Source organism: Streptomyces sp. NPDC020845 (genome assembly GCF_044334165.1).
Lineage (GTDB): Bacteria > Actinomycetota > Actinomycetes > Streptomycetales > Streptomycetaceae > Streptomyces.
Window position 1 is genome coordinate 63,635 of record NZ_JBIRSJ010000017.1, and the last position, 15,257, is coordinate 78,891.

Below are 15,257 nucleotides of genomic sequence, written 5' to 3' on the forward strand. Positions count from 1 at the left end.
ACAAGGGGCCCTCAGCCGTACGACGGCTCCGCGCGCATCGCCCACACCAGCAGCTCCGCCCCGCTCGGGGCGTGGGCCCAAAGCCCCCGCCCGTCGGTGATCCGCGCCGCGTCCCCCGCCGTCAGGGTCTGCTCGGCGAGACGTATCTCCCCCCGCACCACATGCGCGTACACCCAGGGCGCGGCCGGCAGCTCGATGCGCTCCCCGGCGGACGGCCGCGGCCGCCATACGCTGAGCGTGGCATCCGCCCGCTCCAGGGCGTACGGCGCGGAGTCGGCCAGGCCGCGCACCACCTCGTACCCGGGCTCGGCGCCCGCGTCCGCCGAGGTGAAGCCGGGTGCCGGGGTCAGCCACAGCTGAACGAAGGTCAGCGGCTCGGGGCCCTCGTTGCGCTCGCTGTGCCGCACCCCGCCGCCCGCGCTGAGCCGCTGCACATCGCCGGGGCGCACCACGGTGCGGCCTCCGGTGGAGTCCTCGTGGGTGAGCTCGCCCTCGACCACCCAGGTGACGATTTCCACATCGCGGTGCGGATGCTCGGCGAAGCCAGCGCCCGGCGCCAGCCGCTCCTCGTTGCAGGCCACGAGTGACCCAAATCGCACATTTTCCGGGTCGTAATACCCAGAAAAGGAAAAGGCGTGGCGCGTCTCGATGCCCGCCCCGTCTCCACCCCGGTACCGTTCACCGGCGCGCTGTACCCACATCACCCGGCCCACAGTACCCACGCCCCCACCCTCGTCATCCGATAAGGCAGTCTTGTCCTCGTGCCAGAACCAGCCGCGAACAGCCCTCATCCGCACAGCGCCACCCTGCGCCGCCTGGAGAAGTCCTCCGGGAAGCTCGCAGCGAGCGCCATCGCCCGCATGGACGAGCAGCTGCCGTGGTACCGCGCGATGCCGCCGGAGAACCGGTCCTGGATCGGGCTGGTCGCCCAGGCGGGCATCGCGGCGTTCACCGAGTGGTTCCGGCACCCGGAGGCCCCGCAGGCCATCAGCACCGATGTCTTCGGCACCGCGCCGCGCGAGCTGACCCGGGCGATCACGCTGCGGCAGACCGTCGAGATGGTCCGCACCACGATCGAGGTCATGGAGTCCGCCATCGACGAGGTGGCGGCCCCCGGGGACGAGTCGGTGCTGCGCGAGGCGCTGCTGGTGTACGCGCGGGAGATCGCCTTCGCCACCGCGCAGGTGTACGCGCAGGCGGCCGAGGCCCGGGGGGCGTGGGACGCCCGGCTCGAGTCGCTGGTGGTCAACGCCGTGCTGTCGGGGGAGGCCGACGAGGGGGCGCTGTCCCGCGCCGCCGCCCTGGGCTGGAACGCCCCGGAGCATGTGTGCGTGGTGCTGGGCACCGCGCCCGACGGAGACAGCGAGCTGACCGTCGAGGCGATCCGGCGCGCCGCCCGGCACGCCAAGCTGCAGGTGCTCACGGGTGTTCTCGGCGACCGCCTGGTGGTGGTCGCGGGCGGCTCCGACAATCCGCTCCAGGCGGCAAAGGCGCTGATCGGGCCGTTCGCGGCGGGTCCAGTGGTGGCGGGCCCGGTGGTCTCCGATCTGCTGGCCGCGACCAAGTCCGCGGCGGCCGCGGCGGCCGGGCTCAAGGCGTGCACCGCCTGGCCGGACGCACCGCGGCCGGTGCTCGCGGACGATCTGCTGCCGGAGCGCGCGATGGCCTCGGACCCGGCGGCGCGTGACCAATTGGTGGAGGAGATCTACAGACCGCTGGAGGAGGCGGGGTCTGCCCTGCTGGAAACTCTGAGCGTATATCTGGAGCAGGCAAGCAGTCTGGAAGGCGCGGCACGCATGCTCTTCGTTCACCCGAACACCGTGCGCTACCGGCTACGACGTGTGACCGACGTCACCGGATGGTCGCCTTCCGATGTGCGGTCGGCGTTTACTCTGCGCATAGCCCTGATCCTGGGGCGTCTGGCCGACGCGGACCCCCAGGTCTAGGTCTTTGTCGGAGTCCAACAATTCCCCTAACGGTTCTTCGTCCTTGTCCTCACGGGCGGTCGAGACCGACCACAAGAGAGAGTGTGAGGGTGCTCGTACTCGTCGCTCCCGGCCAGGGCGCCCAGAAGCCCGGCTTCCTGGTCCCCTGGCTCGACCTCCCCGGCGTCACCGAACGGTTGACGTGGTGGTCCGCCGTATCCGGCCTTGATCTGATCCACTACGGCACCAAGGCCGACGAGGAGGAGATCCGGGACACCGCCGTCGCCCAGCCGCTGCTGGTGGCCGCAGGGCTCGCCTCCGCCCACGCCCTGTTCTCCGAGGGCGCCGAGGACTACCGGGATTTGCTCGGCGCGAGCGCCGGGCACAGCGTCGGCGAGATCACGGCGGCCGCGGTCGCCGGTGTGCTGACCGACGAGGCCGCCATGGTGCTGGTCCGCCGCCGTGGGCTCGCGATGGCGGAGGCCGCGGCGCAGGCCGAGACCGGTATGGCCGCGGTGCTCGGCGGCGAGCAGGACGACGTCGTCGCCCATCTGACCAAGCTCGGGCTGACCCCGGCGAATGTGAACGGCGCCGGCCAGATCGTGGCGGCCGGCACCGCCGAGCAGTTGGCCGCGCTGGCCGAGGACAAGCCGGAGGGGGTGCGCCGGGTCGTTCCGCTGAAGGTGGCGGGCGCGTTCCACACCGACCACATGGCCCCGGCGGTCTCGGCGCTCCAGACGCTGATGGAGGGCGCCCCCGTCGCCGATCCGCGTCTCCCCTACGTCTCCAACCGGGACGGACAGGTCGTCACCTCCGGCTCCGAGGTCGCCCAGCGGCTGGTCGCCCAGGTGTCCAACCCGGTCCGCTGGGACCTGTGCATGGAGACCTTCCAGAAGCTGGGTGCCACCGCGATCATCGAGGTGGCGCCGGGCGGCACACTCGTCGGCATCGCCAAGCGCGCCCTGCCGGGCGTCAAGACGCTGGCCCTCAAGACTCCCGACGACCTCGAGGCGGCCCGTGCGCTGATCGCCGAGCACGCTGTTCCGGTCGCCGGCACCCCGGCCGAATAGGAGCTCCCAGAGCATGACCGCGAAGATCAAGCCCAGCAAGGGCGCACCGTACGCGCGCATCCTCGGTGTCGGCGGCTACCGTCCGCACCGCGTGGTGCCCAACGAGGAGATCCTCAAGCACATCGACTCCTCCGACGAGTGGATCCGCAGCCGCTCGGGGATCGCCACGCGGCACTGGGCCGGGCCGGACGAGACGGTGGCCACGATGTCCGTCGAGGCGGGTGGCAAGGCCATCGCCGCGGCGGGCCTGACGCCGGAGCAGATCGGTGGCGTGGTCGTCGCGACCGTCTCGCACTTCAAGCAGACCCCCGCGGTGGCGACCGAGATCGCCCATCTGCTGGGCACGGGCAAGCCGGCCGCGTTCGACATCTCGGCGGGCTGCGCGGGCTTCGGCTACGGGCTGACCCTCGCCAAGGGCATGGTCACCGATGGCACCGCTGAGTACGTCCTGGTCATCGGCGTGGAGCGGCTGTCGGACCTGACCGATCTGGAGGACCGAGCGACGGCCTTCCTGTTCGGCGACGGTGCGGGCGCCGTGGTCGTCGGCCCGTCCAAGGAGCCCGCGATGGGCCCGACCGTCTGGGGCTCGGAGGGCGACAAGTCCGAGACCATCATGCAGACGCTGCCGTGGGACGTGTACCGCGACGAGAAGGCCGCTGAGGTACGCTTCCCCGCGATCACCCAGGAGGGCCAGGCGGTCTTCCGCTGGGCGGTCTTCGAGATGGCCAAGGTCGCCAAGCAGGCCCTCGACGACGCCGGGGTCAGCCCGCAGGACCTCGACGTCTTCATCCCCCACCAGGCCAACATGCGGATCATCGACTCGATGGTCAAAACCCTTGAGCTGCCGGAGCATGTCACGGTCGCCCGTGATGTGGAGACCACCGGCAACACCTCGGCCGCCTCCATTCCGCTCGCCATGGAGCGGCTGTTGGCGACCGGGCAGGCGAAGAGCGGCGACACCGCGCTCGTCATCGGCTTCGGGGCGGGTCTCGTGTACGCAGCGACGGTCGTTACCCTCCCTTAGTCAAGATCCCACGCAGCCCCGAACAGGTCGGACGCTGCGCACTCACCGCAATCACCCGAAGAAGGAGCGCCGCAATGGCCGCCACTCAGGAAGAGATCGTCGAGGGTCTCGCCGAGATCGTCAACGAGATCGCCGGTATCCCGACCGAGGACGTCCTGCTGGAGAAGTCCTTCACGGACGACCTGGACGTCGACTCGCTGTCCATGGTCGAGGTCGTCGTCGCCGCCGAGGAGCGCTTCGACGTGAAGATTCCGGACGACGACGTCAAGAACCTCAAGACCGTCGGCGACGCCGCCGACTACATCCTCAAGCACCAGGGCTGAGCCCCGGGCGCTGTCGCCACCCGAGCGGTGGCAGGTCCAGCACCTTCTCTCCACGTAAAGTAGGAAATCCTGTGAGTTCGACCAATCGCACCGTGGTCGTCACCGGTGTTGGTGCCACGACGCCGCTGGGTGGCGACGCCGCTTCCACCTGGGAAGGACTGCTCGCCGGGCGGTCCGGCGTCCGCCTCCTCGAGGAGGACTGGGCGGCCGACCTGCCGGTCCGTATCGCCGCGCGCATCGCGGTGGAGCCGGGCACCGTCATCCCGCGGCCGCAGGCCCGTAAGCTCGACCGCTCGGCGCAGTTCGCGCTGATCGCGGCCCGTGAGGCCTGGGCGGACGCCGGTTTCACCGCCAGGGCGGGCGCAGAGACATCAGCCGCTGCCGCGGCGGGCCTTCCGGTCGACCCCGACCGGCTCGGCGCGGTGGTGGCCTCCGGTATCGGCGGCGTGACCACCCTCCTCGACCAGTACGACGTGTTGCGCGAGAAGGGCGTCCGCAAGGTGTCCCCGCACACCGTGCCGATGCTGATGCCCAACAGCCCGGCGGCCAACGTCGGCCTGGAGGTCGGCGCCCGCGCCGGGGTCCACACCCCGGTCAGCGCGTGTGCGTCGGGCGCGGAGGCCATCGGCTACGCCATCGAGATGATCCGCACCGGCCGTGCCGATGTGGTCGTCGCGGGCGGCACCGAGGCGTCCATCCACCCGCTGCCCATCGTCGCCTTCGGCAACATGATGGCGATGTCGAAGAACAACGAGGACCCGCAGGGCGCCTCGCGTCCGTTCGACACCGCGCGCAACGGCTTTGTGATGGGCGAGGGCGCGGGCATCGTCGTCCTGGAGTCGGCCGACCACGCCGCCCGGCGCGGCGCGCGGGTCTACGCCGAGGCCGTCGGCCAGGGCATCTCGGCCGACGCGCACCACATCACCCAGCCTGAGCCGTCCGGCAGCGGCATCGCACACGCGCTGCAGAACCTGGTCCACGCCACCGAGCTCAAGCCGGCCGAGATCGTGCATGTCAACGCGCATGCGACCTCGACCCCGCAGGGCGATGTCGCGGAGATCAAGGCGCTGCGCAAGGTCTTCGGCCACGACGTCGACCACATGGCGATCTCCGCCACCAAGTCGATGACCGGCCATCTGCTCGGCGGCGCGGGCGGCGTGGAGACCGTCTCCACGGTGCTGGCCCTGCACCACCGGCTGGCCCCGCCGACCATCAACCTCGACAGCCTCGACCCGGAGGCGGACGGGGACATCGTGCGCGGCGAGCCGCGCCCCCTGCCCGCGGGCACCATCGCGGCGCTGAACGACTCGTTCGGCTTCGGCGGCCACAACGTGGTGCTGGCCTTCCGTTCGGTCTGAGCTTTCCGTACGGTCTGAGCTTTCCGTACGGTCTGAGCTTTCCGTACGGTCTGAGCTTTCCGTACGGTCTGAGCTTTCCGTACGGTCTGAGCCCCCTGCGACGCCAAGGCCCGTACGGCCACTTCTCGGTGAGTGGCCGTACGGGCCTTGCGCATACCCGGACACCGGGCGCCCGGTCCGGCTCAGTGTTCGTCGAAGCTGGCGAAGTACGAGGCCACCATGTCCTCGTCGCCGTGTCCCCGTTCGGTGGCCCGCCGGAACCGCTCCGCGCCCGCGGCCGCCACGTCGAGCCGCACCCCCGCGCGCTCGCCCGCCTCGACGATCAGCCGGGCGTCCTTCTCGGCGGTCCTGGTCGCGAAGCTGGCCTCCAGACGGCCGCTGAGCAGGAGCTCCGCCTTGGCCTTCAGATAGCCCATGTCCAGCGGCCCGCCCGCGACGGCGTCCAGGAAGGCGCGCGGGTCCACGCCGAGCCCCTTGGCGAGGGCCAGGGCCTCGGCGGTGCCGTTGGTGACGGTGAGCACCCAGCTGTTGGCCACCAGCTTGAGCCGGGTGGCCGCGCCCTCCTCGCCGCGCTCGCCCACCCACAGGGTCCGGCCGCCGACCCCGTCGAATACGGGGGCCAGGACCGTACGGGCCGAATCCGGGCCGGCGGCCAGCACCAGCAGCTGTCCGCTCTCGGCGGGCTGCTTGGTGCCCAGGACGGGCGCGTCGACGAAGACCAGCCCGCTCTCCCGGGCGAACGCGGCGAGGGCGTCCAGGGCGCCGAGACCGGCGGTGGTGGACTGGGCCCACACCACCCCGGGGCGCAGCGCGGGGGCGGACTGCCGCATCGCGTCGAGGGCGGCGGGTCCGTCGTACAGCATCGTCAGAACGGCGTCGGCGCCGTCCACCGCCTCGGCGGGGGTGTCGGTGACGCGCACTCCGTGGGCAGTCAGCGGCTCGGCCTTGGCGCGGGTGCGGTTCCACGCGCGGACCTCGAGTCCGGCTCCGGCGAGGTTACGGGCCATCGGGAAGCCCATGATGCCGGTGCCGAGGACCGCGACGGATCGTGCGGGACGGGGCGTGGGGAGGTTTTCGGTCATACCAGAACGCTAGATCTTGGAGCGGGCTCCAGGGCGAACCCCGGCTGCCGGCTCAGACCACCTGGTGGAGCCAGCGGACGGGGGCGCCCTCCCCCGCGTAGCGGAAAGGTTCCAGCTCGTCGTCCCAGGGCTGGCCGAGCAGCTTGGCGACCTCGGCCTGCAGATCGCTCTCCCCGCGCGCCGCGCGGGCGAGCGCGGCGCGCAGCCGGTCCTCGGGGATCAGGATGTCGCCGTGCATTCCGGTGACGGCGTGGAAGATGCCGAGGTCGGGGGTGGAGCTGTAGCGCTCGCCCTCGGCGGTGGCGCACGGCTCCGCGGTCACCTCGAAGCGCAGCAGATGCCAGCCGCGGAGCGCGGAGGCCAGTTTGGAGGCGGTCCCGACCTCGCCCTGCCAGGAGAACTCGGCGCGCCAAGTGCCGGACGCGGCGGGCTGCTTGATCCAGTCGAGGGTGACGCGCACGCCGAGTACGCCCGCGATGGCCCATTCGACGTGCGGGCACAGCGCGCGCGGAGCGGAGTGTACGTACAGAACTCCACGTGTCGTCACCTGGGCCTCCTGTGCGGTTCTCGAGGTACGCCTTCCCCAGCGGCCTCGTGTCCGTACCGGTGATGGCCGGGACAGCACTAGACATTCTGCCCTAATGATCACCCTCGCACCAGCCCCGAGGTTACCTGCAGTGAAATTTTTCGGGCAGAATTCTTCTGAAAACGGACACGATGTGACGCCAGGTAACTTGCCCGTACCGGAACGCTCCCGCTCCCGCCAGGGGCGGAGCTCAACTGGCACGGGAAAAAGCTACCGCGCGGTGCAGCCGGAGGAGTGACGTACCGTCGGTCCTGGACAGAATCACCCAAGAGTCGGAGGGGGAACAGCCATGCGGGGCAGCACAGCACGCCGGCGCCGGACATTTCCGGGGGCACGGTTCGCGTCCACGACCACCCGCACCACCGCCGCGCGCACCAGTGTGGCGCTGCTCACCACGGCCGCCGTGCTGGCGTCGGGCGGCTGCCTCGGCGGCACCGACGACGCCTCACACCCCGGCGGCTCCCGCGGCGGCAAGCGCCCCGCCGCCAAGCCCAGCGTCCTGTGGAACACCAAGCCCGACTCCATCGCCTCCCTCGGCGACTCCATCACCCGTGGCTTCGACGCCTGCTCCGTGCTGTCCGACTGCCCCGAGGTGTCCTGGTCCACCGGGACGGAGGTGAACAGCCTCGCCCGCCGGCTGCTGCCCACCACCTCCCGTTCCGCCACCCGCACCTGGAACTACGCCAAGACGGGCGCGGTGATGGCCGACCTGTCCGGCCAGCTCCAGTCGGCGGTCTCCCGGAAGCCGCAGCTGGTGACCGTCCTGATCGGCGCCAATGACGCCTGCCGCTCCTCGGTCGACGACATGACCACGACGGCCGACTTCCGGGCCGACTTCAGCGCCGCGCTCAAGACGCTGCGCCACGACCTGCCCAAGACGCAGGTGTACGTGGCCAGCGTGCCGGACTTGAAGCGGCTGTGGTCCGAGGGGCGCAAGAACGTGCTGGGGCGGCAGATCTGGAAGCTGGGGATCTGCCCGTCGATGCTCAAGGACGCCGACGCCACCGACCCGGCGGCGGAGGAGCGGCGCCGCCGGGTGGAGGACCGGGTGGACGAGTACAACGCGGTGCTGAAGTCCGTCTGCTCCCAGGACGCGCTGTGCCGGTACGACGACGCGGTGCACAACTACCAGTTCTCGACGGATGAGTTGAGCAAGTGGGACTGGTTCCACCCGAGCAAGGAGGGCCAGCAGCAGCTGGCCGAAATGGCCTACCGCCGCATCACCACCCCGTAGCGGGGCTCAGCCCACTGTCACCCGCACGGACAGTCGGCGGTCGGCCAGGCTGCGGCCCGTCTGGGCGGCGTACGCGCCGGGGATCAGCCGCCAGGCGTGTGCGGACTCGTCCCAGACCTCCGCGGCCCGGCGCGGGAGCGTGACGGCCGCCCGCGCCCTGCCGCCCGGCTCGGCGGTCACGGAGGCGAACCCGGCGAGGCGGCGCACCGGGCGCTCCTCGCCGTCGCCCTCGGGCACCTCGAGATAGACCTGGACCACCTCCCGGCCCGCCCGCGCCCCGGTGTTGCGGACCTCGACGGTGAGGGTGCCCAGGTCGTCGCCGCCCGGCTCCGCCGCCGGGGTGAACTCGGCCGACTCGTAGGCCCATTCGGTGTACCCGAGGCCGTGGCCGAACCAGTACGCGGGGGCCGGGGCGTCCTCCGGCCGCTGTGCCGCGCGCCGCTCCCAGGCGCGGTAGCCGATGAACACGCCCTCGTCGTAGCTCAGCCGGCCGTCCGTCGGCCGGACCTCGCTGACCGGGGCGTCGGCCAGCCGGGCCGGCCAGGTGGTGGGCAGGCGCCCGCCGGGCTCCTCGGCGCCGAGCAGGACGTCCGCGAGCGCGAGGCCCGCGTCCTGGCCCGGGAACCAGCTCAGCAGCACCGCGGCGACGTCCTCGCGCCATGGCATCTCCACCGGCGAGCCGGAGTTGACGACCACCACGGTGCGGGTGCCGGTCGCGGCCACGCGCCGTACCAGCTCGTCCTGACGGCCCGGCAGCCGCAGGTCGGAGCGGTCGAAGCCCTCGCTCTCGACGCGTTCGGTGGTGGCGACCACCACCACGGCGACGTCGGCCGCCGCCGCTGCCGCCACGGCCTCCTCGATCAGCTCGTCGGCGTCGCGCTCGGGGGCGCGGTGCATCAGGCTCAGGGATACGGCCTGCAGCGGGGCGTCCTCAATCTTGACGACCTCGCAGGTGAGGCTGATCCGTACGGGCCGACCCGCCGTCAGTTCGGCGGTCGCGCGCGGCTTGGGCACGCCGAAGAACGCCTCGAAGGGGTCGCGCGCGTCCTCCATGTCCTGCACCCCGTCGTACAGCACCTCGCCGTCGACGGTCAGCCGGAACGCGCCAAGGCCCCGCGTGCCGAAGGTGTGGCGGCCGGATTCGCGCGGGGTGAGGGTGCCGGTGATCTCGACGGTGTGCAGCTCTTCGTACGTCACCCCCTCCGGGAAGTCGTCGAGCCAGCGCACCTCCCCGTTCGGCAGCCGCGACTCCCCCAGCGTCCGCCCGTCCTCGGCGCGCACGACGGCGCGCAGCTCGAACCCCTGGGCGGCCGGGGCGAGTTCATCGGTGGGGTCGGCGCCGACGGCGTAGGTCAGGACGCCCTCGGGCAGGGCGGCGCGCAGCCCCTCCAGCGGCGAGACGACGCGCTCGGGGAAGACCTGGGCGGAGCCGCCGCCGAGCACCCGGGCGTCGCGGGCCGCCGCGCCGAGCAGCGCGACGCCCGTCAGGCGGGCGGGGTCGAGCGGCAGAGCCGTGCGACCTGGCAAGGCTGTGGCGGGCTCGTTGCGCAGCAGGACGAAGGAGCGCCGGGCGATCTCGCGGGCCAGCGCCGCGCCGTCCACGGCCTCCGGCCGGTCGGCGGCGGCCACGGCCGGGGCTGCCCCGTCCAGGCCCTCCAGGACGCCGACACGGGCGGCGAGGGTCAGCACCCGGCGCACCGCCTCGTCCACGTCGGCCTCGGGGACCTCTCCGGCCCGTACGGCGGCGGCCAGCGCCTCGCCGTAGACGGTGCGCGGTCCCGGCATGGCGACGTCGAGCCCGCCGAGCAGGTCCCGTACGGTGTCGCGGGCGGCCAGCCAGTCGGAGACGATGAAGCCGTCGAACCCCCACTCGCCACGCAGCACCCCCTGCTGGAGTTCACGGTGCTCGGTCATCGTCGAACCGTTGACGCCGTTGTAGGCGGCCATCACGCCCCAGGGGCGGGCGTTCTTGACGATGGCTTCGAAGGGGGCGAGATACAGCTCGCGCAGCGCCCGCGCGCCGACCCGGTTGTCGACGGTGAAGCGCTCGGTCTCGGCGTCGTTGGCGACGAAGTGCTTGACGGTCGTGCCGACCCCGCCCTCCTGGACGCCGGTGACGTATCCGGTGCCGATCTCGCCGGTGAGGTACGGGTCCTCGCTGTACGCCTCGAAGTGACGGCCGCCCAGCGGTGAGCGGTGCAGATTGACGGTCGGCGCCAGCAGTACGTGCACACCCTTGCGGCGCGCCTCCTGGGCGAGCAGATGGCCCGCCCGGCGGGCGAGTTCCGGGTCCCAGGTGGCGGCCAGGGCGGTGGGGCTGGGCAGGGCGATGGACGGGTCGTCGGCGCTCCAGTGCACCCCGCGCACGCCGATCGGGCCGTCCGACATCACCAGTGAGCGCAGCCCGATCTCGGGGACGGCGGGCAGCGACCACATGTCCTGGCCGGAGAGCAGCCGCGCCTTGGTGTCCAGATCGAGCTTGCCCAGCGCGTTCTCCACTGCCGTCACGGCGGAACCTCCTGATCGCTGCGGTCGGTCCAGGCCATGGTGGACCGGTCCGCCCGCGATGACCTGTAGCTGGGTAGGCATAGTTACCATTTCGTTATTCTGTTTGAATGCCTACGGCGGCGAATGCCTCAGGCAGCGAGCGGGAAGGCGGGACGGCGATGGCCGAGCGGACACGGAGGGGAGGGAGCGGGGGCGGGGGCGCCAGACGCGGGGCGCGCGGCGAGGAGCGGCGCGCCGAGATCGTCCGCTGTGCGCTCGAAGTGATCGCCGAGCGCGGCTACCGGGGCGCCACCCTGGGCGCGGTCGCCGAGCGCGTCGGCCTGACCCAGCAGGGTCTGCTGCACTACTTCCCCACCAAGGAGGCCCTGCTCGTCGCGGTGCTCGCCGAGCGCGACCAGTGGGACACCGGCACCGCGCGGCGCGCCGAGTCCGCCGCCTGGCCGCTGGATCTGCTCGCCTCGCTGGTGGAGTACAACGCCATGCGGCCGGGGATCGTGCAGACCTTCTCCGCCCTGCTCGGCGAGAGCGTCACCGACGACCACCCGGCCCGCGAGTTCTTCACCCGGCGCTATGAGCGGGTGCGCGCCGATATGGCGGCCACCCTGCGCGGCGAGTTCGGCGACCGGCTGCCCGGGGGCCTGCGGCCCGAGGAGGCCGCGCCGCTGCTGGTCGCGGTGATGGACGGGCTTCAGTACCAGTGGCTGCACGACCCGGAGGCGGTGGACATGCCGGCCGCCTTCCGGTCCTTCCTCGCCCTGCTGGGGCAGCCGACACCGCCGCAGGACTGACACACCCCGTCACCAGCCCTCCACTGGCTGTGCCGAGGTAGCTGCCGCTGATCACCACCGTGTTGCCGCCGCCCACCGAGCCGCCGGGTGGGCGACAGACCGGCGAGGCGGGGCGGCGCGATGTAGTAGAAGTGCCCGAGGACGCCGGTCCCGCCGGGCCCGGTCACGGTCACCGCCCCGGTGCCCCCGGGCGTCACCGCCGTGATGGCGGTCACCCCGGACAGCCGGTTGAGAACCTGCACCGAGCGGTGCCGTCCACGACGCCGCCGGTGTTGGTGGTGGTGCCGGTCGCGATGTCGCAATCGGTGGCCTGAATCGGGAGCGGAGTTGGTGAGGCTGTGCGACAACCATGGACGCTCTGCGACAGGCCGACAAGTCAAGCCGCTCCCCTCACGATCAGGGGTGCGTCCATGGTCGGCTGGTGAGGTGCGGTACGGGGTGCGGTACGGGGTGCGGGTGCTCCCGGGGGTGCGGTGGGCATCGAGGCGGGTGCGCAGTTCCCGAGCGCGTCGTTGACGGCGGCGGGCCGGTCGCCCTGGGCGCGGACGCGCCGCTGGGGCCGGTGGGAATCCACCGGCCCATTGAGCTGCGGGCGGTGCACCCATCGACTCCATGAGCGACAGGTGGAGTCGGGAAGAGAAGGCGGGAGGGGAAACACTTCCGGCACACAACAAGCCCGTGAAGGCTCTTAAGCAGGTTTTCACATCAACTCCCAAGTGCTCCAATTGCGCCTGTCGCGCGTATCGCCCGACTGCTTTACTCAATTCAAGCGAGATTGACAGCCCGGTCTGGTACCGCCGCTGATTCGCTTCACATCGACGACCTGCTTCCCCGGGCGCCGGCCTCGAGGCAACGGGTCTTCACGCCAAGTCGCCGCAACCGGTTGCGCCGGCATAGCCCCGGCCTCGGCGACCCCGGATCCCGAGCGGTCCGCAACTCTGCCGCCCCTCCGCGATTCCGCATCCCAGCCGCACGGCTGGATCCCCGAGCAGTCGTGAAACACCGCCCTGCTCCTTCGAACTCGCCGGAGAGCGACACACCCCCCCAAGGAGAAAGCCATGCCAACCATCACACCCCCCCTGGTGGACACCACCACCGGCACCAACCAGGGCAAAGGCGGGGATACTCTCACCATCAGCGGGTCCGGCTTCACGGGCGCCACCAAGGTGAACTTCGGAGCGAAGTCCATCACCAGCGGCTTCACCGTGAACGGCGCGGGCACCACGGTCACCGTCACCTCCATACCGGTGCTGTGTTCCGGACAGGTGCCCGTCAGCGTGACCGTGGGAAGCATCACCAGCAACTCGGCGCCCTTCTTCTACATCGCCCAGCCGGTCTGCAACACCGTGACCAACAACCAGGGACCGGCGGGCGCCACATCGGTCACGCTGAGCGGCAGCGGCTTCCTGACCGCGACCGGCGTCACCTTCACCGGTGTCGGCCCGGCGACCGGTACGTTCCCGCCCACATCGGACACCCAGCTCACGGTGACCACTCCCGCGCACACCACTCCGATCGCCGGCTGCACCGACACGGTGAGCGTCGTGGTCACCTCCGCCGGCGGCACCAGCACCCCGTCGGGCAGCGGCAGCCAGTACACCTTCTACGACGCCCCCGGCACCCCCACTGTGGGACCCGCGTCGGGGCCGGTCGGCTCGGGCGTCACCATCGACGGCACCTGTCTGGTCGGTGCCACCGAGGTCGCGTTCATCACCGGAACCACCGTTGTCCCGGCGGACTTCGATCAGGTCTCCAACACCCAGATCACCGCCACCGTCCCCAACAGCCTCGTGGTGGGCACCACATACGACGTCCGGGTCACCACGCCGGGCGGCCAGGGCAACGCCGTCCTCGGCTTCGCCGTCACGGCCTGATCCACGGCGCCGCCTCGGCGGAAGGCTCCATCGCACGGCCGCCCGCGTCCGTTCCGCAGGGCAGGGCGGCCCCCGCCGCGCTCCGGCCGACTCACATCAGACGTCAGCCGGGGCGCGGCCGCTGGGACACGCACACCACAAGGAAGACGCCATGGCCCCACCCGTAGTGACCGGTGTCAACCCTGCCCAAGGCTCTCCGTCGGGAGGCACCACCGTCACCATCACCGGCACCGGCCTCACCGGCGCCACTCAGGTCAGGTTCGGCTTCAGCTTCGCCACCAACGTGGTAGTCGTCAACGACACCCAGATCACCGCCAAAACCCCCGCGGGCAGCGGCACGGTCAATGTCACCGTCACCACCCCCAATGGCACCAGCACCCAGACCGTCCCGTTCACCTATACCACCACCCCGGCCCCGGTCCTCAGCAGCCTCAATCCGACCTCCGGTCCCACCACGGGCACCAACACCGTCACCATCAACGGCAGCAACCTCACCGGAGCCACCCAAGTCCTCTTCGGCTCCAACCCGGGGGCGATCCTCACCAACACCGCCGCCCAGATCACCGTCATCGCACCCTCGGGTACCGGCACCGTCAACGTCACCGTCACCACCCCCGGCGGCACCAGCAACCCACTCGCCTACACCTACACCGCCACCCCGGCCCCGCATCTCAACAACCTCAGCCCGACATCCGGCCCGATATCCGGCGGCAATACCGTCACCATCTACGGCAGCGACCTCAGCGGCGCCACCCACGTCCTCTTCGGCTCCAACCCGGCGACCATCCTCACCAACGGCGCCAACCAAATCAGCGTCGCCGCCCCCGCGGGGCCACCGTCCGCGGTCAACGTCACGGTCACCACCCCCGGCGGCACCAGCAATCCGCTGCCGTACTTCTACATCGCCGCCCCGACCGTCACCGATCTGTACCCGCATTCCGGCCCGGACACCGGCGCGAACACGGTCACCGTCTTCGGCACCAACCTGACGCTCACCAGCGTCGTGAAATTCGGAAACAACCCAGCCTCCAACATCAATGTCATCTCCGACGGCCAGCTGACCGTCACCGCCCCAAGTGGTTCCGGCACGGTCGTCGTCACCGTCACCACGCCCGGCGGCACCAGCACGGTGGGGACCGGCGGCGCCTATTACACGTATCTCGGAGCGCCTGTCGTCAACACCCTGAATCCGCCGCATGGCCCGGACTACGGCGGCAACCCGGTCACCCTCACCGGCGCGAATCTGACCTACACCGACTCCGTGACCTTCGGGGGTGTCGAGGCCTCGTTCGCCGCGATCTCGGACTCCCAGGTCGTCGCGGTGGCCCCGGGCGGGTCACCCGGCTCGGTCGACGTCAGGGCGCATACCCCGGCCGGTTACAGCAACCTCATCCCCTACCTTTACGAAGTGTCGTGATCCGGACACGGGGCCGCCGACCACCGAGTCGTGGGTGGAGGAGTACGCCACCACGCCGGGCAGCAGTG

Annotated in this window: 13 protein-coding genes; 9 read left to right on the forward strand and 4 right to left on the reverse strand. The window is 71.3% G+C overall.

What is annotated here, in order from left to right:
• Positions 1-11 precede the first annotated feature (11 nt).
• Complete coding sequence (locus ACH4U7_RS38865; protein WP_398532660.1) at positions 12-701, reverse strand: pirin family protein; 690 nt, start codon at positions 699-701, stop codon at positions 12-14.
• Positions 702-761: 60 nt separating this feature from the next.
• On the opposite strand from ACH4U7_RS38865, the gene ACH4U7_RS38870 reads away from it, so the two are divergent.
• The 5 genes from ACH4U7_RS38870 (at position 762) to ACH4U7_RS38890 (ending at position 5,700) form a co-directional block, all read left to right on the forward strand.
• Positions 762-1,946: a PucR family transcriptional regulator gene (locus ACH4U7_RS38870; protein ID WP_398532486.1), complete on the forward strand. Its 1,185-nt coding sequence runs from the start codon at positions 762-764 to the stop codon at positions 1,944-1,946.
• An 89-nt stretch (positions 1,947-2,035) separates the two neighbouring features.
• Entirely contained in the window at positions 2,036-2,995 is a 960-nt protein-coding gene (locus tag ACH4U7_RS38875) for an ACP S-malonyltransferase (RefSeq protein WP_398532487.1), read from the forward strand.
• A gap of 13 nt (positions 2,996-3,008) precedes the next feature.
• Positions 3,009-4,019 carry a ketoacyl-ACP synthase III gene (locus ACH4U7_RS38880; protein WP_398532488.1) on the forward strand — a complete coding sequence of 337 codons (1,011 nt, stop codon included), beginning with the start codon at positions 3,009-3,011 and terminating at the stop codon, positions 4,017-4,019.
• Positions 4,020-4,093: 74 nt separating this feature from the next.
• Positions 4,094-4,342, forward strand: a complete 249-nt coding sequence (locus ACH4U7_RS38885; protein ID WP_065958912.1) for an acyl carrier protein — start codon at positions 4,094-4,096, stop codon at positions 4,340-4,342.
• A 71-nt stretch (positions 4,343-4,413) separates the two neighbouring features.
• Positions 4,414-5,700, forward strand: a complete 1,287-nt coding sequence (locus ACH4U7_RS38890) for a beta-ketoacyl-[acyl-carrier-protein] synthase family protein (protein WP_398532489.1) — start codon at positions 4,414-4,416, stop codon at positions 5,698-5,700.
• A gap of 182 nt (positions 5,701-5,882) precedes the next feature.
• Here ACH4U7_RS38890 and ACH4U7_RS38895 read toward each other — a convergent pair whose 3' ends face one another.
• Together ACH4U7_RS38895 and ACH4U7_RS38900 are read right to left on the reverse strand one after the other, a co-directional pair.
• Entirely contained in the window at positions 5,883-6,782 is a 900-nt protein-coding gene (locus ACH4U7_RS38895) for an NAD(P)-dependent oxidoreductase (RefSeq protein ID WP_398532490.1), read from the reverse strand.
• Positions 6,783-6,834: 52 nt separating this feature from the next.
• Positions 6,835-7,329 (reverse strand): DUF3145 domain-containing protein, encoded by a 495-nt coding sequence (locus ACH4U7_RS38900; RefSeq protein WP_014180019.1) that lies wholly within the window; start codon positions 7,327-7,329, stop codon positions 6,835-6,837.
• Positions 7,330-7,657: 328 nt separating this feature from the next.
• On the opposite strand from ACH4U7_RS38900, the gene ACH4U7_RS38905 reads away from it, so the two are divergent.
• On the forward strand, positions 7,658-8,602 hold the full coding sequence (locus tag ACH4U7_RS38905; RefSeq protein WP_398532491.1) for an SGNH/GDSL hydrolase family protein: 945 nt from the start codon (positions 7,658-7,660) through the stop codon (positions 8,600-8,602).
• 6 nt (positions 8,603-8,608) lie between these two features.
• Here the strand turns inward: ACH4U7_RS38905 and ACH4U7_RS38910 are convergent, their stop codons facing one another.
• Positions 8,609-11,101: a glycoside hydrolase family 3 protein gene (locus ACH4U7_RS38910; protein ID WP_398532661.1), complete on the reverse strand. Its 2,493-nt coding sequence runs from the start codon at positions 11,099-11,101 to the stop codon at positions 8,609-8,611.
• A gap of 167 nt (positions 11,102-11,268) precedes the next feature.
• On the opposite strand from ACH4U7_RS38910, the gene ACH4U7_RS38915 reads away from it, so the two are divergent.
• The 3 genes from ACH4U7_RS38915 (at position 11,269) to ACH4U7_RS38925 (ending at position 15,189) form a co-directional block, all read left to right on the forward strand.
• Positions 11,269-11,898: a TetR/AcrR family transcriptional regulator gene (locus ACH4U7_RS38915; RefSeq protein WP_398532662.1), complete on the forward strand. Its 630-nt coding sequence runs from the start codon at positions 11,269-11,271 to the stop codon at positions 11,896-11,898.
• Between the two features lie 1,058 nt (positions 11,899-12,956).
• Positions 12,957-13,772, forward strand: a complete 816-nt coding sequence (locus ACH4U7_RS38920; protein ID WP_398532492.1) for an IPT/TIG domain-containing protein — start codon at positions 12,957-12,959, stop codon at positions 13,770-13,772.
• Between the two features lie 151 nt (positions 13,773-13,923).
• Positions 13,924-15,189: an IPT/TIG domain-containing protein gene (locus ACH4U7_RS38925; protein WP_398532493.1), complete on the forward strand. Its 1,266-nt coding sequence runs from the start codon at positions 13,924-13,926 to the stop codon at positions 15,187-15,189.
• The last annotated feature ends 68 nt before the right edge of the window (positions 15,190-15,257 follow it).